13 protein-coding genes are annotated in these 17,458 nt (G+C 64.9%); 12 read left to right on the forward strand and 1 reads right to left on the reverse strand.

All coding sequences use genetic code 11. The features are described from left to right. Positions 1 to 11 precede the first annotated feature (11 nt). From CAL18_RS05085 to CAL18_RS05110, 6 genes are read left to right on the forward strand one after another with little or no spacing between them, the layout of a single operon-like run. Complete coding sequence (locus tag CAL18_RS05085) at positions 12 to 770, forward strand: SDR family NAD(P)-dependent oxidoreductase (RefSeq protein ID WP_249278374.1); 759 nt, start codon at positions 12 to 14, stop codon at positions 768 to 770. Between the two features lie 51 nt (positions 771 to 821). Continuing rightward, positions 822 to 1,643: a polysaccharide deacetylase family protein gene (locus CAL18_RS05090; protein WP_231494592.1), complete on the forward strand. Its 822-nt coding sequence runs from the start codon at positions 822 to 824 to the stop codon at positions 1,641 to 1,643. A gap of 9 nt (positions 1,644 to 1,652) precedes the next feature. Next, positions 1,653 to 2,870, forward strand: a complete 1,218-nt coding sequence (locus CAL18_RS05095; protein ID WP_094817436.1) for a cytochrome P450 — start codon at positions 1,653 to 1,655, stop codon at positions 2,868 to 2,870. Between the two features lie 22 nt (positions 2,871 to 2,892). After that, positions 2,893 to 3,216 carry a 2Fe-2S iron-sulfur cluster-binding protein gene (locus CAL18_RS05100; protein WP_026640491.1) on the forward strand — a complete coding sequence of 108 codons (324 nt, stop codon included), beginning with the start codon at positions 2,893 to 2,895 and terminating at the stop codon, positions 3,214 to 3,216. A 48-nt stretch (positions 3,217 to 3,264) separates the two neighbouring features. Then, positions 3,265 to 4,068, forward strand: coding sequence for an IclR family transcriptional regulator (locus CAL18_RS05105; protein ID WP_026640492.1), 804 nt, complete (start codon positions 3,265 to 3,267; stop codon positions 4,066 to 4,068). Positions 4,069 to 4,090: 22 nt separating this feature from the next. Next, the gene (locus CAL18_RS05110; protein ID WP_094817437.1) at positions 4,091 to 5,536 is read left to right on the forward strand and encodes an amidase; all 1,446 of its coding nucleotides are present in this window, start codon (positions 4,091 to 4,093) and stop codon (positions 5,534 to 5,536) included. A gap of 259 nt (positions 5,537 to 5,795) precedes the next feature. On the opposite strand, the gene modA is transcribed toward CAL18_RS05110, so the two are convergent. Continuing rightward, a complete protein-coding gene (modA, locus tag CAL18_RS05115) occupies positions 5,796 to 6,497 on the reverse strand; it encodes a molybdate ABC transporter substrate-binding protein (RefSeq protein ID WP_231494593.1) in 702 nt (233 codons plus the stop codon). A gap of 429 nt (positions 6,498 to 6,926) precedes the next feature. Between modA and CAL18_RS05120 the strand changes: the two genes are divergently transcribed. The 6 genes from CAL18_RS05120 (at position 6,927) to pruA (ending at position 17,443) form a co-directional block, all read left to right on the forward strand. Next, complete coding sequence (locus CAL18_RS05120) at positions 6,927 to 7,664, forward strand: gluconate 2-dehydrogenase subunit 3 family protein (RefSeq protein WP_094817439.1); 738 nt, start codon at positions 6,927 to 6,929, stop codon at positions 7,662 to 7,664. Position 7,665: 1 nt separating this feature from the next. Continuing rightward, complete coding sequence (locus CAL18_RS05125; protein WP_094817440.1) at positions 7,666 to 9,441, forward strand: GMC family oxidoreductase; 1,776 nt, start codon at positions 7,666 to 7,668, stop codon at positions 9,439 to 9,441. Further along, a complete protein-coding gene (locus CAL18_RS05130) occupies positions 9,438 to 10,808 on the forward strand; it encodes a c-type cytochrome (protein WP_212589888.1) in 1,371 nt (456 codons plus the stop codon). Before CAL18_RS05125 ends, CAL18_RS05130 begins: the two co-directional genes overlap by 4 nt. 124 nt (positions 10,809 to 10,932) lie before the next feature. Next, positions 10,933 to 14,313 carry a molybdopterin-dependent oxidoreductase gene (locus CAL18_RS05135; protein WP_094817441.1) on the forward strand — a complete coding sequence of 1,127 codons (3,381 nt, stop codon included), beginning with the start codon at positions 10,933 to 10,935 and terminating at the stop codon, positions 14,311 to 14,313. A 30-nt stretch (positions 14,314 to 14,343) separates the two neighbouring features. Further along, positions 14,344 to 15,807, forward strand: coding sequence for a short-chain fatty acid transporter (locus CAL18_RS05140; protein WP_094817442.1), 1,464 nt, complete (start codon positions 14,344 to 14,346; stop codon positions 15,805 to 15,807). Between the two features lie 19 nt (positions 15,808 to 15,826). Beyond that, positions 15,827 to 17,443, forward strand: coding sequence for an L-glutamate gamma-semialdehyde dehydrogenase (pruA, locus tag CAL18_RS05145; protein ID WP_094817443.1), 1,617 nt, complete (start codon positions 15,827 to 15,829; stop codon positions 17,441 to 17,443). The last annotated feature ends 15 nt before the right edge of the window (positions 17,444 to 17,458 follow it).

Below are 17,458 nucleotides of genomic sequence, written 5' to 3' on the forward strand. Positions count from 1 at the left end.
ACGGAGCAAGCATGGCCACGATGCGGCGGTTCGAGGGAAAGACCATTATCGTCACGGGTGCGGCGCGCGGTATCGGCGCGGCGACCGCCCGGCGGTTTGCCGACGAAGGGGCATCGGTGCTGTGGGTCGATGTGTTGCCCGAAGTCGTTGAAACCGCCCATTCTGCGGGCGGCGAGGGGCTGGCGGTAGACGTCGCCGCGCCGGAAGCGGGGCAGCTTATCGTCGCTGCCGCGCTCAAGGCGTTCGGGCGCATCGATGTGCTGGTCAATAATGCCGGCGTCGGAGGATCCCGGCGGCTGGAAGATTCTGACGACGCACTGCTCGCGCGCATCGTCGACATCAACCTGGTGTCGCTCATGCGCATCACGCGGGCCGTGCTGCCGCACCTGCCCAGGCCGGGCGGCAGCATCGTCAACCTGTCATCGATCTTCGGCCTGGTGGGGTACCCCGGAACCACCGCCTACGCCGTGGCCAAGGCCGGAGTGACCCAGTTCACGCAGCAACTGACCAGCGAGGTCGCTCACCAGGGAATCCGGGTCAACGCCATTGCCCCGGGCGTCGTGGTGACGCCGATGACCGAAGCGCATCTGCAGAACCCCAACTACGTCAAGCTGATGGTGTCTTCCACTCCGATGGCCCGCGTCTGCCAGCCCGAAGAGCAGGCCGCGGCGATTGCGTTCCTGGCCTCGGACGATGCTTCGTTTGTGTGCGGCGTGACCTTGCCCGTCGACGGCGGCTATTTGTCCGCCCGATACATTCCCAACTACTGATTCACGAGCGGCGTGTCGCATGCGCCAGGAGTACCAATGATGAAACATGACATGAGTGTCAAATGGCCCGGCGGAGCGCGTTGCGCCGTCATGCTGACCTTTGATTTCGACGCGGAAACCCTGTGGACGTCGCGCGACCCGGCCAACGCCAGGCGGCCGGGCATAGTCAGCCAGGGCGCCTACGGCGCCAAGGTGGGTGTGCCCAAGATCTGCGAGCTGCTCCATGAAGAAGAGGTCAAGGCCTCGTTCTACGTGCCGGGCTGGACGGCCGAGCACCACACCGACAAGGTCGAGCTGATCCTGAAGGGCGGCCACGAGGTCGGCCACCATAGCTATTCGCATCGCTGGTCCGACGGCGACGACGATGCCGAGATCGAAGAAATGGAAAAGGGGCTGGAGGCGCTCAAGCGCACGGTGGGCGTGGTGCCCAAAGGCTATCGCTCGCCGGCGGGCGAGGTCAGCCCCTTGCTGTTCGAGCTGCTCAAGAAGCACGGCTTTCTGTATGACACGTCGCTGATGGACGATATCAATCCGTATCGCCACACAATGCCGGACGGCAGCAAGGGCGTCGTCGAGCTTCCGTGGCACTGGAGCCTGGACGACGCGCCGTATGCGCTGTTCTCGATCAAGAACCCCCGCACCATCTGCTCGAACGCCCATATGGCCGATATCTTCAAGGCCGAGTTCCGCGAAATATACCGGTGGGGCGGGCTGTACGACCTGGTGATGCATCCGCAGGTCACGGGGCGGCCGGGCCGCATTGCGCTGCTGCGCGAAATGATCCAGTACATCAAGACCTTCCCGGGCGTGTGGTTCGCCACCGGGGCGGAAGTCGCCCAGGCCTGGATCGATCTCAACGAGAATAGCCAGTAAGAGTTGATAATGACTGACGCCATCGCCGACACCCCCAGGCAGGCTCCCGAACTGACCCTCGACCCCTACGCCGAAGACGTGCTGCACTCGCCCTATGCGATGCACGCGGCCATGCGGCAGGCCGGGCCGGTGGCCTTCCTGCCCAAGTACGACATGTACGTCATGGGTCGCCATCGCGACGTGCACCCCGCCCTCAAAGACTGGAAGACCTATTCGTCCACCGGCGGCTCGGGCGTGGCCGACATCCGCAAGCCCGGCAATTGGCGGCCCGCCAGTGCCATCGTCGAGGTCGATCCGCCACGGCACACCTACGTGCGCTCGGCCATGCAGAAAGCGATGTCGCCCCAGCTGATCCGTTCTTGGCGCGAGACCTTCGCCAAAGAAGCGGAGCGCCTGGTCGACGAGCTGCTGCAGCGCGAATACGTAGATGGGGTCTACGATCTGGCCGAGCAGTATATTTCCACGACCTTTCCGCCGGCCCTGGGCCTGGAAGTCACGCCGGAAACCCGCGACAACCTGTTCCTGCTCGGGGCGCTCAATTTCGACGCGCAAGGCCCCAAGAACGACCGCTACGAAGCGACGCAGAAGCGCGCCGACGCAATCATGCCGTGGCACGACGCCATGATGCGACGCGAGAACCTGCTGCCGGGCGGTTTCGGCGACCGCCTGTACCAGGCCGTCGACGCGGGCGAACTCGAACCCGAACTCGCGCCGTTGCTGGTGCGGTCATTCTTGCGCGGCGGGCTGGACACCACCAGCAGCGCCATTTCGGCCGCGCTGTGGTACCTGGCCATGAATCCGGCACAGTATGCGCTGTTGCGCGACGACCCCGGCCAGGCACGGCCCGCCCTGGAAGAGGCCATGCGGCTCGAAACCCCCATCCAGACGGTCGGGCGCCTGACGATGTGCGATGTCATCGTGGACGGCACACGCATTCCCGCCGACAGGAAGGTCATGATGTTCCTGGCGTCGGCAAACCGAGATCCCGATTTCTGGGACCGCCCGGATGACTACGACATGACGCGTTCCCGCCTGGGGCACGTCGCCCTTGGCAACGGTATTCACATGTGCATCGGCCAGATGATCGCGCGCCTGGAAGGCGAATGCATCCTGACGGCCATTGCCCAGCGCGTGCGCGAAATCAGTCTCGAAGGGGAGCCCGTGCGCCGCATCAACAACGTGTTGCGCAGCCTCAAGCATCTGCCCTTGCGTTTGAAGGCTGCCTGACCTCTCTACAGGAAAATTCTTCATGCCGAAAATAATTTTCATCGATGCCCAGGCCTCCAGCACCCAGGTCGAGGCGGCCAGCGGCGAGAGTGTGATGCTCGCTGCGCTGGGCGCTCATGTAAAAGGAATCCTGGGCGAATGCGGCGGCTCGTTGGCCTGTGCCACCTGCCACGTTTATGTAGACGAGGCCTGGCTGGATAAACTGCCTTCCGTATCCGACCTGGAAAACGAAATGCTCGACGCGACCGTCTGCGAGCGCCGCCCGAACAGTCGCTTGTGCTGCCAGATCGAAATGTCGAACGCGCTGGATGGCCTGACGGTCCGCTTGCCCGACGCGCAAATATGACGCTTCGACGCATCTGGCCGGCGCAGGCCCATTCAGCAGGAATGAACCATGAGCATCAAACACCGCTTCCCTCCTATCGATGACCGCCTGCTGCTGCAATCCGTATCCCGGACGCTGGACGTCCTGGAGGCCTTCGCCGAAAAGCCGGACGCTAAATCCCTGAGCGAGATCGCGGCGGCGGCGGGTATCAATAAGAGTGCCGCGCAGCGCATCAGCCAGACCTTGCTCAATCGGGGCTATCTCGAGCAGACCGAGCGCGGCGGCCTGATGCTGGGTCGTTTGTTGCTGGACAGGGCGTTCGATTACCTGCGATCCAACCCGCTGATCGAAAAGGCGGCGCCGATTCTCAGCGACTTGCGCACCACCACCGGCGAGCGCGTGGATCTGAGCCTGTTCGATGCCGAGCACGACAACCTGACCATCGTGTATGCCGCGCGCATGCAGAGCAAGCGAGAACGTTTCTACGCGACCTTGCCCGGAAGGCGCATGCCGACGTGCGTGGCAACGGGAGGGCGGGCCTGCATGGCCGCATTGCCCGACGAGGTCGTCGAACAGATCATCGCCGACTCCGAACTGACGCTGATTACGCCCAAGACCCGGATAGATCGTGAATACATCTGGGAAAAAGTGCACGCCGCGCGCCGCGATGGCTATTCCTCTCAAGAAGAAGAAACGCTGTTGGGCGAAGTCGTGCTGGCCGCCGCTATCCGCGACCACGACGGCGTGCCGGTGGGCGCCATTCATATCGCCGGGTCGCTCAGCGACTGGAACGCCGACGTGTTCTGCAAACGCTTCAGTCCACTGGCCATCGAGGCCGCTCGCGCCCTGAGCCAGTGGAATCCGCATCAATGAGCCAGCTACATTAAGGACAATCATGACGGAAAACGAGTACCAGGACCTGGATGGACTGGCCCTGGCGGACCTGCTCCAGAAAAAGGCGGTGTCGTCGCCGGAACTGATGGAGCATGCGGTCGCCTTGTCGCGTACGCGCGGCGCGGCGCTCAATGCCATTCGCTACGAGAAGTACGACGATGCGCTGCAATGGGCCCGGCAGTGGCGGCATCAAGGGCAGTTCCAGGGTATTCCTTTCTTGCTCAAGGACTCCAGCCTGGCGTCCGTGCGCTTGCCCATGAGCCTGGGGTCGAATCTGTTCACCGACACGTCGTTCACTTTCGACGCCACCCTGACGCAACGCTTCGAGGCCGCGGGGCTGATTCCCTTTGCGCGGACGTCGGTGCCCGAGTTCTGCATGGCGCCCACCACCGAGGCCGTGGCCAATGGCGCGGTAACGCTCAACCCCTGGGACGAAACACGTTCGGCCGGCGGCTCCAGCGGCGGGGCCGCCGCGGCGGTTGCCGCGCGCGTGGTGCCGCTCGCCCATGGCAGCGATGGCGGCGGGTCCATTCGCATCCCGGCATCGTGCTGCGGGTTGTACGGGTTCAAGGCAACACGAGGCCGCGTGCCGACCGGGCCGACCAAGGGCGAGATCTGGGGCGGAATGGGCACGGACGGTGTGCTGAGCCGCAGCGTGCGAGACACGGCCGCCGCCATGGACGCAATATGCGGCCGGGAAGCGGGCGCGCCCTATGACTCGGCGCCGCCGAACGCATCATTCATGTCGGCCGTCACCGAAGCCCGGCGCGCTCCGCTGCGCATCGCGGTCTGGACGTCGGCCTGGGACGGCATCCCGCTGGCGCCCGAGTGCCTGGATGCAGTCCGCTACGCGGCGAGCCTGTGCAAAGACATGGGCCACGAGATCATCGAGGCCGCGCCGCCGCCCCTGGACTACCAGCAGTTCTTCCAGTCGCACTTGCAGGTCCTGGAGGCGAACATCGTCGCCTCGGTGCATGCCCGGCTGGCGGGCCTGAAGCGCTCGCTGCGCGATGACGACCTCGAGCCGGCGATGCGCGACGGCTATGAACAGGGCTTGCGCCTGACCGCCGAAGACTATGTCAACGCGATCAACACGTTTCACCACGTGGGTCGCGTGTTGCAGAAGGACATCGCCCGCTTCGACCTGATCCTTACCCCCATGCTGGCGCAACCGCCCGCGCCCCTGGGGTACCTGGCCATGCAAGGGCCGTTCCGCGAGTTCCGCTACAAGGTGGCTCAGTACGCGGTTTTCTCGGCCATCATGAACGCGTCGGGCCAGCCGGCCGCGAGCGTGCCGGTGTACTGGACCGAAGCCGGGTTGCCTATCGGCGTGCAGATCATGGGGCAGTTCGGGCGGGACGACCTGGTGCTGCGGCTGTCGGCCGAGCTCGAGCGCGCCGCGCCGTGGGCCGGCCGCATCCCGGCACGCTTCAAACAGGCGGCATGACGGCTGCGACCGGCCCGTTCTTGCGCCAGGTGTCAGGCACCCTGCGGGAGCCTGACACCGCCGTGCCCAAGTCCCAGATACCAGAGACACCAGGCGCCCAGCTCCCGCAGGGCGCCTGACACCGCCATGCGCAAGTTCGAGACACCAGGTGTCTGGCTCCCGCAGGGCGCCTGACACCGCTATGCGCAAGTTCGAGACACCAGGTGTCTGGCTCCCGCAGGGTGCCTGACACCGCAATGGTTTCCGACGCACGTCGCGTTCAACGATGGAATCCGTGCGAGCGCATGACCTGGGCGACTTTCGGCCCTTTCAGATAGAACAGAAACGACCTTGCGGCCATATTGTCTGCGCCGGAACGCAGCAGTACCGCGTCCAGCCGCAGGGGGTCGTACAGCGAGGTCGGCACGATCCACGCCGACCCGTGCTCGATACGGCTGTTTTTATACACATACGAAAGCGATACGAACCCCAGTTCCGTGTTTTCGCCGGATACGAAACGACGCGTGTCCGACACGCCGTGCCTTTCCACCAGCTTGCCCGCGATCGACTCGCGCAGCCCCAGCCTTTCGAGCACTTGCAAGGCCGAGCGACCATAAGGCTGCACATCGGGGCTCAGGATAGACAGGCGCTTGAACTGGTTGGACTTCAAGACTTCGCCCTGCGGGTCGACATAACCTTTGTGCGGCGACCATAGCGCCAGCACGCGCGTCGCATAGGTATAGCGGGTGCCGGGCACGGCCTTGCGTGTCGCCTCCAGGCGCGCGGGCAGCACGTCGTTGCCGGCCACTAGCACATCGTAGCGGGCGCCTTGTTCGATCTCGACGTACAGCTTGCTGGTGGGCGCCACGGTAAGGCGGACTTCATTGCCCGTCTTGCGCTGGAATTCTTCGGCGACCATGCGGATGGGCGCCGCGACACCGGAGGCCACGGCCACCCGGACTTCGCCAGCGTGCGCAGTCATGCCAAAGATGCTGGCAAGCATGGTGGCAATCAAATATTTGAGGCATGCGCTCATAGGGCGCGATTTGACCATATTCCGGCATCCATGCACATCCCGCCCGGCCAGGCCAATCCTGCGGGAAACGGCCATAACGGTGCGCTATTGGGTCGAATCGGGCGGGCGACAAAAGCGTCAAATCTTTTTTCGCGCTACTGACCCCTCACTCTTGGAGCATCTCATGAACGAACAGACGTCCGCGCCCGTGCCCATGCGCTGGCCCAGCGATTTTCCGGCCAAGCACTGAGCCGTTGCACGCGCGGCGCGTGCGCGTAGGATTTACACGCGCCGGGCAACAAAGGGGCATGCTGCCGCGAAATTCGGCGAATTCCGGGGCAGGCATGCGGTTTGCGCGGGGGCGCGGGTCTTCAGGCCCACCCGCGAGATGCCGTCATGCCCGATCGTACCGATCCGCCCCGCCGCCTGTTTCTGAAACGCACCATTGCCCTGGTGCCCGCCAGCGCGCTGGCCACTAGCGCCGCGCCGGCCGCCGCCGAAAGCCGCCACCCTGAACCGGCGCCCAAGGCGTCCCCCGCCAGTTCGCCAGCCTCGCACTATCAACCCCGATACTTCAGCGCCAGCGAATGGAAGTTCATCCACGCCGCATGCGACAGGTTGATCCCCGAGGACGATATCGGCCCAGGCGCGCTCAGCCTGCGCGTTCCCGAGTTCATCGACCGCGAACTCGAGGGCGGATTCGGGCATGCGGCGCGATGGTATATGCAGGGACCGTTCCGGGAAGACGCCCCGCCGGAGCTGGGCTACCAGTCGCGCCAGACGCCTCGCGAAGTCTATCGGCGCGCCATCGCCGCCATTGATGCCGAGTGCGAGCGTCGCCATGGCCGGCCCTTCGCGCAACTGGATGGGGGCGCGCAAGACCAGGTGCTCGACGCCTGTTCCACCAACCGGTTCGGGCCCGGGCAAGAGCGGCTGGACCGCTTCTTCAGTTTTCTTTGGCAGAACGTAAAAGAAGGCTATTTCGCCGATCCCATCCATGGCGGCAACCACGGGATGGGCAGCTGGCAGATGATGGGCTTTACCGGCGCGCGCGCCAGTTACCTCGAATGGGCCGAGCGGCACAACCAGCCGTATCCGCTGGGGCCGGTCAGCATCACCGGGCAGCGGCTCTGATATGGCGCAGCAACGAAAACCTGTCGATGTGGTGCTGGTGGGATTCGGCTGGACTGGCGCCATCATGGCCAAAGAGCTCACTGATGCCGGGCTGCAAGTGCTGGCGCTGGAACGCGGCGAGCCGCGCGACACCAACCCGGACTTTTCCTTTCCGCGCATTGCCGATGAACTGACGTATGCCGTGCGGCATCGGCTTTTCCAGGACTTGTCTCGTGAAACGCTGACAATACGGCACCGCATGGACCAGCAGGCGCTGCCGTACCGGCAATTGGGTTCCTTCCTGCCGGGCGACGGCGTGGGCGGCGCGGGCGTGCACTGGAACGGCGTGCATTGGCGAGCCTATGCCGAAGAGCTGCGCCTGCGCTCGCATATCACGGAACGCTACGGCGCCGGATTCATTCCCCCGGACATGACCATCCAGGACTGGGGCGTGACGTACGAAGAACTCGAGCCCTTTTACGATCATTTTGAACGGGTGTGCGGCACGTCGGGGCAGGCGGGCAACGTGCAGGGCCGCCTGATCGAGGGCGGCAACCCGTTCGAAGCGCCGCGCAGCAGCGACTATCCGCTGCCCGCGCTGGATGCCTTGTATGACAGCGCGTTATTCGCGCAGGCGGCCGCAGACCTGGGGTATCACCCGTTTCCGCGCCCGGCCTCGAATGCGTCCGCCCCCTATACCAATCCGTATGGCGTGCAACTGGGCGAATGCAGCTTCTGCGGCTATTGCGAGCGTTTCGGCTGCTACAACTATTCGAAGGCATCGCCGCAGTCCACCATACTGCCGGTGCTGGTGCGGCGCGACAACTTCGAGCTGCGCACGCAGTGCTATGTCACGCGGGTCAACCTGGACAGCGATCGCCGGCAGGCCACCGGCGTTACCTATATCGACGGCACGGGTAATGAAGTCGATCAGCCCGCGCAACTGGTGATCCTGTGCGCTTACCAGCTTCACAACGTGCGGCTGATGCTGCTGTCGGGCATCGGCCAACCCTATGATCCCGTGACCGGTGCGGGCGTGGTGGGCAAGAACTATTCGTACCAGATCATGGGCAGTGTCGATCTGTTCTATGGCGACGGCAAGATATTCAATCCGTTCATCGGTGCGGGCGGCGCCGGGCACGTCATCGACGACTTCAACGCCGACAACTTCGATCACGGGCCGCTGGGATTCATAGGCGGCGCCTACATCGGCCCGGGCCGCACCGGCGGGCGTCCGATCCAGCAGCTGACGCTGCCGTCGGATGCGCCGGCCTGGGGGTCGGGCTGGAAGCGTGCCGTAAAGAATCACTACCTGCACACCATGTCCATCAGTACGCATGGCACTGTCATGTCGTACCGCGACTGTTACCTGGATCTGGATCCCACGTACCGCGACGCAATGGGCTTGCCGCTGTTGCGCATGACCTTCGACTGGAAAGACAACGACCTGCGCATGACGCGCTACGTGACAGAACAGGCTGCCCGCATCGCGCGCCACATGCGCCCGCAGAAAATGGAGGTGTCGTACATTCAGCCTGGCAGCCATTACGATACGCGGCCGTACCAGACCACGCATAACGTGGGCGGCGCCATCATGGGCAGCGACCCGCGCAGCAGCGCGTTGAACAAGTTCCTGCAGAGCTGGGACGTGCCCAACGTGTTCGTCATGGGGGCGGGCGCCTTTCCGCAGAACCTGGGGTACAACCCTACCGGCACGGTGGGGGCGCTGGCGTATTTCTCGGCGCACGCCATCCGTACGCAGTACCTGAGCAATCCCGGGCCCTTGGTGGCGGCATGAAGCGCAAAGGCATCCTTATCGCAGGGGCGCTCATTGCGGTGACGGGCGCCGGCGCCTTTGCCGCATGGCTGTTTCACCCCGAGCCCGGCCCGGCTGCCCCGCATATTGCGCCCGCGTTGCCGCCGTCTATGGGCGCAAGCGCGCCGGTCCAGTCACAGGCCATGCTGCTGCGCGGCCAGTATCTGGCGCGTGCGGCCGACTGCGCGGCCTGCCACACCGCCAGGGGAGGCACCCCCTATGCAGGCGGCCTGCGCATGAACACTCCATTTGGCGCAATCCATTCCACCAACATCACGCCCCATGTGGTGCATGGCATTGGCGCCTATACCTATGAAGAGTTCGACCGTGCCGTGCGGCACGGCATACGCCGTGACGGCAAGTATCTTTATCCCGCGATGCCGTATCCGGAATACGCCGGCATTTCCGATGAAGACATGCAGGCGCTGTATGCGTATTTCATGAACGGCGTGCAGCCCAGCGCCGAAGCCAATCTCGACAATGCGTTGCCGTGGCCTTTCAGTGTCCGGGCCGGCCTGCGCGCGTGGAACGCGTGGTTCAAGCCCCCGGCGCCGCCCGCGCCGGATCCCGGCCGCGATCCGGACTGGCGGCGCGGCGCGTACCTGGTGCGCACCCTGGGGCATTGCGGGTCGTGCCATACGCCGCGCGGCATGTTGGGCCAGCCCAAGGCCATGTCGGAGGAGGACGGCGCCGATTACCTGGGCGGCGCCGTCCTCGACGACTGGTACGCACCCGGCCTGGCACGGTCGCTGAAAACCGGCGCGCGCACCTGGACGGAGGATGACATCGTCACCTACCTGGAGACGGGCCGCACCGAACACAAGGCGGCGTTCGGTCCCATGAGCGAGGTCGTGCAGCACAGCACACAATACCTGACCGACGCCGATCGGCGCGCCATCGCGGTTTACCTGCTGTCGCTGCCCGTGCCCGAAGACGACGATAAAGACACGGAACGCCTTGCCCAGCCCACGCAGGCATCCAGTGAGCTGGCGAACGCGACGCCGCGCAGCCTGGGTGCGCGCCTGTACCTGGACAACTGCATCGGCTGCCATCGCGCCGATGGACAAGGCGATCCGCGCACCTTTCCCGCGCTTGCCGGCAATAGCGCAATCATCAGTGACGACGCCACGTCGCTGATCCACATCATTCTGGCCGGATCGGCCATGCCGGCCACCGAACGCGCGCCCACGCCGCTGTCCATGCCCGGCTTCGCCTGGCGGCTGAGCGATGCGGAAGTCGCCGAACTGGCCAGCTATGTGCGCAGCAACTGGGGCAATGGGGCCAAGCCGGTATCGGCAGACGAAGTGGCCCAGGTGCGACGCAGCACCGGGTTGCCCGGGGCCCGCTGAAACGTTCGGGCCGTTCCTAATCGCCGCCGTATCTCCAGATCCATCTACGCGTTTATCCCTATATTGTAAGTAGCGCGTGACACACTACTATGCAGTGCAGTTATGTAGCGCGTCACGCATTACAATGGATACAACTCTCTCGATACCCGGGTACTGCACCTTATGCCGGTCGCGCTGCGGCGCGGTGAACCATGTCGAGCGCGGCCGCTTGGTGGCGGTGACTCCCCTGACAACTCATCCCACGGGGGGCGCGCTATGCGCAAAGGGGCGCGCTGCGCCCGAGATGGTCGGCGGAACCGGCCGCTTGCTGCGACCGATGCGGCGCACCAACCCCCGCGGCGCCGCCGATCCCGGCTGGCGCGAAATCAGCTGGACGGATGCGCTGGACGAGATTGCCGCGCGGCTGGCCGCCGCCCGCGACCAGCACGGAGCCGAGAGCGTCGCCTTCGCCGTTACCACGCCCAGCGGAACCCCCATGGTCGACAGTTTCGAGTGGGTGGAGCGGTTCATCCGCTTGTTCGGCAGCCCGAACCTCATTTATGCGGTGGAAGTCTGTGGCTGGCACAAGGACTACGCCCACGCGCTGACGTTTGGCCGAGGCATCGGCGTGCCGGACCTCGAACATACCGAGACCGTGCTGCTGTGGGGCCACAACCCCGCTCGTACCTGGCTGGCCCAGGCGTCGCGCATCGGCGCGGCGCGGCAGCGCGGAGCCAAGGTCGTGGTGGTTGATCCCCAGCGCGAAGGTTCCGGCCAGCAGGCAGACCTGTGGTTGCGGGTGCGTCCGGGCTCGGACGCTGCCCTTGCCTTGGGCGCCATACGCCATTTGTTGCGCTCACAGTGCTTTGACCGCGATTTCGTCGCGCGCTGGACGAACGGGCCGTGCCTGGTCGACCAGCAGACCGGGGCCCTGCTTCGCGCGCGCGAACTGTGGCCTGATGCGTCGGCGTCGGCACGCGTGGTCATGAGCGATGGCCGTCCCGTCGCCCAGGAGCCGGGCGCCGACCCGAGTCAGGTTGAACTGTTCGGCGCTTGGCCTGTGCAGGGGCATGACGGCCGCCGCTACGAGTGCGTCACCGTGCTGCAGATGCTGGCCGCCGCGGTGGACCACTACACCCCGGACACGGTGGCGGCGCTGGCGTGGCTCGACGAGGCCGACATAGCGCGGTTCAACGCGGTGTTCGAGAACTCGCCCCGCCTGTCATACCACGCGTGGACGGGGGTGGGGCAGCACACCAACGCGACGCAGACCGAACGGGCAATTGCTACGTTGTACGCCCTGACGGGGGCGTGCGACCGCCAGGGAGGCAACCTGTGGACAGTGGCGCCTCCTTATCGGGCCGTCAATACCTACGGCGATCTGCTGCCGCCAGGCCAGCGGGCAAAGGCGCTGGGGCTGGACGAGTTGCCACTTGGGCCGCCGGGCATGGGCTGGATCACCTCGCGCGATTTCGCCCGCGCCGTCCTGCAGCACGATCCTTATCCGGTGCGCACGCTGATGAGCTTCGGCACGAACCTGCTTGTCTCGCAGGCCGACACCGAGCGAAATCAGCAGGCCTTGCAGGCGCTGGATTTTCACGTGCATGTCGACATGTACATGAATCCCACAGCCTCGAACGCCGATATCGTGCTTCCGGCAAGCATGCCGTGGGAGCGCGAAGCGCTGAAGCTGGGCTTCGAGATTACTCAACACGCGGTTGAACATGTGCAGTTGCGTCCGCGCGCGCTCAACGCAATGGGCGAGTCGCGCGCGGACTACGAAATCGTGCTCGAGTTGGCAAAGCGCCTGGGCCTGCAAGACGAATTCTTCGGAGGCGACATCGAGGCGTGCTGGAATCACCAGCTCGAACCCCTGGGCATCACGGTACAGACATTGCGGCAGCATCCTGAAGGGATGCGATTTCCACAGGCGTTTGCGTACCGGAAATACGAAGCGCCCGTCGCCGGGCAACCGGCCGGTTTCCCTACGCCGGATCGGCGGGTGCAGCTTTATTCCGAAGCCCTGCACCAGATCGGCCAGCCGGCCCTGCCCGAGTACGTCGAACCGGCCGATACGCCGGCGGGCCGTGCCGGCGAGTATCCGCTGGTCCTCACAACCGCAAAGAGCGGTTGGTTCGTGCACACCTCGCATCGTTACGTGGCATCGTTGCGGCGTAAATCCCCGGAGCCGCAGGCCACGATCAGCGCGGAACTCGCCCGGCTGCGGGGGATTGCGGCCGGCGATTGGCTGCGGATAAGCACGCCGTACGGCTCGGCCCGTCTGCGCGCCCGGATCAGCGACGACCTTCATGCAGGCGTTGTCATCGCCGAGTTTGGCTGGTGGCAGGCCTGCGAGGCCCTGGGACGGACAGGCATGCCCATTCTGGGCCCGCAGTCCAGCAGCATCAACGGTGCGCTGTCTGATTGCCACCGCGACCCGGTCAGCGGCTCGGTGCCGTTGCGCGCCATCGCCTGCCGGATCGAGCGCGAGCACCGACACCCTGTGGATGGCTGGGCGGGTGAGCGCGCCTTTCACATAACCCGGAAGCGGATCTTGTCGCAAGACGTGGCCGAATTCCGGCTGTCGCCTTGCGACGGGCAGCCGCTTGCCGATTTTCTGCCGGGGCAGCACGTCATTGTGTCGCTGCCCGGCACGGGCTTGCGGCGCGCCTATTCGCTCACGGGGCCTGATCGTGCGCCCCCGTATTTTTCTATCGCGGTGCGCAGGGTGTGCGGCGGGCCGGGGCCGGATGGCCAGGTGTCCACCGCGTTGCACCAGTTGGAAGAGGGCGCGCGTCTCCTGCTGAGCACACCCGCGGGGGTATTCACGCCGCCCCTGGATACCCGACGCCCCGTCATCCTGATGGCCAGCGGCATCGGCATCACGCCGTTTCGCGGATACCTGAAGGCGCTTGCGCATCGCGACGTTGCGCCGCCGTCCGTATGGCTGGTGCATGCGTGCCGCGACGGCGCCGCGCACCCTTACGGCGCGGATCTCGTCCGGCTCGCCGCTCGTGTCGGCACGGTGCGCCTGCACACCGTCTACTCACATCCCGCCGAGGGCGATGTGCTCGGGCGCGACTTCCACCACAGCGGACAACTGGCCTTCGACTGGCTGGCTCCAGCGCTGGTCGCGCAGCGGCCGCTGGTCTACCTGTGCGGATCCGACGGGTTCCTGGATCACTGCAGACAAGCGCTGGCGGCGCGCGGCATTCCGGGGTTCGACATCTTCACCGAAACCTTTCATAGCGAAACGCGCGTGCCGCCCACGCTGCAGCCGCAGCCTGTCCAGATCGCCGGCGACGGCCTGCACTACAGCTGGAAGCCGGCCGACGGTTCCTTGCTGGATGCCGCAGAGCGCGCCGGCGTGCCGCTGCCCAGCGGCTGCCGGGTGGGGCAGTGCGAAAGCTGCGCCATGCGCATTGTGTCCGGCCAGGTCGTTCACCTGAGCGGTTTCGATGGTCCCTCTGACATCTGCCTGACCTGCCAGGCAGTGCCGATTACTCCCCTGGTTTTGCGCAGGTAACCCTGTTTCTCCTTCTTATTGGAGCGCACCATGTCAAATGAGCAACTCATGGCCGGCACGGCCGTCGGAAGACAGCAGCCATCCGGCAGTTTCGTAGAACGTTTCTCGCAGGCAGTTGTCGCCTGGTCCGAAAAGTGGTTTCCCGACGCCTATGTCTTCGTCGTGGTGGCCTGCGCGGTTGTCGGCGTGGGCGCCATACTGCACGGCGGCGATCCCCTGGCCGTCAGCCAGGCATTTGGAGAAGGGTTCTGGAGCATTATTCCGTTCACGATGCAGATGGCGCTGGTGGCTATCACCGGCTATGTCCTGGCAATGTCGCCGCCGGTCGCATGGATGCTGCGCGCGCTTGCGCGCGTGCCGTCCACATCGCGCGGCGCGGTCGTCTTCATCGGCACGCTCAGCATACTGTTGTCGCTGGTCAACTGGGGGCTGAGCCTGATCTTCTCGGGATTGCTGGTGCGCGAGATGGCGCGCCGGACAGATCTCCGGCTGGATTACCGGGCTGCGGGCGCGGCGGGCTATCTGGGCCTGGGGTGTGGCTTCACGCTGGGGATGAGCTCCTCGGCGGCACAGCTGCAGGCCACGCCTGCAAGCATTCCGGCGTCGCTCATGCCGATTACCGGCGTAATCGAATTTTCGCAAACCATCCTGACGTGGCAGAACCTGGTGGTGGTAGTTCTGGTGACGGCCGTTTCCGCGCTGGTGTGCTACTTCACGACCCCCAGCGCCGAAAACACCAAGACAGCGCAGGACCTGGGCGTGGACCTGACCCAGGACAAGCTGGCCGCCGCGCAGCGCCAGCGCCCCGGCGACTACCTGGAATTCAGCCCCTTGTTGACCATTGCCGTGCTTCTGCTGGCCGCCGGCTGGCTGTACGGCAAGTTCAGCAGCGGCAATCCGCTTATCACCTTGTCGCAGCTGAATACCTACAACTTCGTATTCCTGCTGCTGGGCCTGCTGTTGCATTGGCGGCCCCGCAGCTTTCTGGAAAGCTTCGGCCGGGCGATGCCCAGCATCGGCGGTGTACTGCTGCAGTTCCCTTTTTATGGCGGCATCGGCTATGTGCTTACTAAAGTGGTGAACACACACGGCCACACGCTGTCGGATGCGATCGCGACGTGGTTTGTAAGCCTTGCCCACGACAGCACGATATTCACCATCCTGGTGAGCATCTACTCGGCGTTCCTGGGCTTCTTCATTCCCTCGGCCGGCGGCAAATGGGTGATCGAGGCGCCGTACATCATGGACGCGGCAAACCAGATCCAGGCGCACCTGGGTTGGACGGTGATGGTCTACAACATCGCCGAAACGCTGCCGAACTTCATCAATCCGTTCTGGATGCTGCCGCTGTTGGGCATTCTGCGGCTGAAATCCAAAGATCTGGTGGGGTACACCGCCATGCAGTTCCTGGTGCATTTCCCGATCGTGATCGCCGTCGCTGCCATCCTCATGCACACCTTCACCTACATCCCGCCCGTCATCCCGGGTCAGTGACTTTTCGCTTTGCAGAGCCATGAATACACAGCATATCGTCAACGAACCCATTCTCGATTACCGGCCGGAAAGCCCGGAACGCAGGCATCTGGAGCAGGCACTCGAAACGCTGCGCGGAGGCGACGCGGAAGTCCCGCTCGTGATCGGGGGGCAACGCATGTTGGGCGCCCGATCACGCGTGCTGACATGTCCGCACGAACACGCGCGCGCGTTGTGCACGGTGGGCCAGGCGGATGCGCAACTGGCTGCCACCGCCGTGCAGGCCGCGGTACGGGCGCAGCCCGCATGGTCGGCCATGCCATTTAACGAGCGTGCCGCAATCTTCCTGAGGGCCGCCGAACTGCTTGCGGGGCCCTGGCGGCAGAAGCTCAATGCGGCCACCATGGCCGGCCAGAGCAAGACCGTGCACCAGGCAGAGATCGATTCGGCCTGCGAACTGATCGATTTTCTGCGCTTCAACGTGGTCTTCGCCGAGCGCCTTCAGCAGATTCAGCCTCTATCGGTAAACAGCGCCAGCAACTCGCTGGAATATCGGCCGCTCGAAGGGTTTGTCTATGCGGTGTCGCCGTTCAACTTCACCGCCATCGGCGGCAACCTGCCATGTGCGCCAGCGCTCATGGGCAATACCGTGGTCTGGAAACCCGCGTTTTCGGCGTCGTTGAGCAACTACCTGATAATGGAATTGCTCGAGGCGGCGGGCCTGCCGCCCGGCGTCATCAACTTCGTGCCGGGCGATTCGTCCGCGGTCTCTGCCGCAGTGTTGCGGTCCGCCGATTTCGCCGGATTGCACTTCACCGGATCGACAGCTGTGTTCGATGCCTTGTGGCAACAGGTTGCCCGGAATCTGCCGGAGTATCGAACGTATCCCCGGCTGGTGGGCGAAACGGGCGGCAAGGACTTCGTACTGGCGCATGCCTCGGCCGATGCGCGGGAATTGGCCGTGGCGCTGTTGCGCGGCGCGTTCGAATACCAGGGCCAGAAGTGCAGCGCGGCCTCGCGCGCCTATATCCCGGCTACCCTGTGGCCGCGCGTCAAAGAGGCCCTGCTGGACGACCTGGCCACCGTGCGCATGGGTGATGTGGCCGATTTCGTGGTGTTCATGGGCGCCGTCATCGACCGCAAGGCGTACGAGCGCATCATGGGCCATATCGATCGCGCGCCCGCGCAGGGAAGCACCGTACTGGCCGGCGGCAAAGGCGACGACCGGGTGGGCTATTTCATCGAGCCGACGGTCATCCAGGTATCCGACCCCAAAGCCATCACCATGCAGGAAGAAATCTTCGGGCCGGTGTTGTCGGTGTACGTGTATCCCGACGAGCGCTGGCACGACGTCATCGAACTGGTGGATCAGACCAGCCCGTACGCGCTGACCGGCGCCGTCTTCGCCAACGATCGCCATGCCATTGCACAGGCGCGCGCCGGCTTGCGGCATGCGGCCGGCAACTTCTACATCAACGACAAACCCACCGGCGCGGTGGTCGGCCAACAGCCGTTCGGCGGCGCCCGGCGCAGTGGCACCAATGATAAAGCCGGCTCGATGCTCAACCTGCAGCGATGGGTGTCGCCGCGCACGATCAAGGAAACCTGGGTGCCGCCGATGCAATACGGCTACCCGTCCATGGGCGATGCGGGATAGCCCGGGGCAGGGTGC

This window comes from Bordetella genomosp. 7, assembly GCF_002261415.1.
Taxonomy (GTDB): domain Bacteria; phylum Pseudomonadota; class Gammaproteobacteria; order Burkholderiales; family Burkholderiaceae_B; genus Bordetella_A.

What these genes read in the sequence shown, in the direction of transcription:
- CAL18_RS05085 (WP_249278374.1), top strand. Translation starts at nt 12, where the DNA reads ATGGCCACGATGCGGCGGTTCGAGGGAAAGACCATTATCGTCACGGGT.
- CAL18_RS05090 (WP_231494592.1), top strand. Translation starts at nt 822, where the DNA reads ATGAGTGTCAAATGGCCCGGCGGAGCGCGTTGCGCCGTCATGCTGACC.
- CAL18_RS05095 (WP_094817436.1), top strand. Translation starts at nt 1,653, where the DNA reads ATGACTGACGCCATCGCCGACACCCCCAGGCAGGCTCCCGAACTGACC.
- CAL18_RS05100 (WP_026640491.1), top strand. Translation starts at nt 2,893, where the DNA reads ATGCCGAAAATAATTTTCATCGATGCCCAGGCCTCCAGCACCCAGGTC.
- CAL18_RS05105 (WP_026640492.1), top strand. Translation starts at nt 3,265, where the DNA reads ATGAGCATCAAACACCGCTTCCCTCCTATCGATGACCGCCTGCTGCTG.
- CAL18_RS05110 (WP_094817437.1), top strand. Translation starts at nt 4,091, where the DNA reads ATGACGGAAAACGAGTACCAGGACCTGGATGGACTGGCCCTGGCGGAC.
- modA (WP_231494593.1), bottom strand. Translation starts at nt 6,497, where the DNA reads ATGACTGCGCACGCTGGCGAAGTCCGGGTGGCCGTGGCCTCCGGTGTC.
- CAL18_RS05120 (WP_094817439.1), top strand. Translation starts at nt 6,927, where the DNA reads ATGCCCGATCGTACCGATCCGCCCCGCCGCCTGTTTCTGAAACGCACC.
- CAL18_RS05125 (WP_094817440.1), top strand. Translation starts at nt 7,666, where the DNA reads ATGGCGCAGCAACGAAAACCTGTCGATGTGGTGCTGGTGGGATTCGGC.
- CAL18_RS05130 (WP_212589888.1), top strand. Translation starts at nt 9,438, where the DNA reads ATGAAGCGCAAAGGCATCCTTATCGCAGGGGCGCTCATTGCGGTGACG.
- CAL18_RS05135 (WP_094817441.1), top strand. Translation starts at nt 10,933, where the DNA reads ATGGATACAACTCTCTCGATACCCGGGTACTGCACCTTATGCCGGTCG.
- CAL18_RS05140 (WP_094817442.1), top strand. Translation starts at nt 14,344, where the DNA reads ATGTCAAATGAGCAACTCATGGCCGGCACGGCCGTCGGAAGACAGCAG.
- pruA (WP_094817443.1), top strand. Translation starts at nt 15,827, where the DNA reads ATGAATACACAGCATATCGTCAACGAACCCATTCTCGATTACCGGCCG.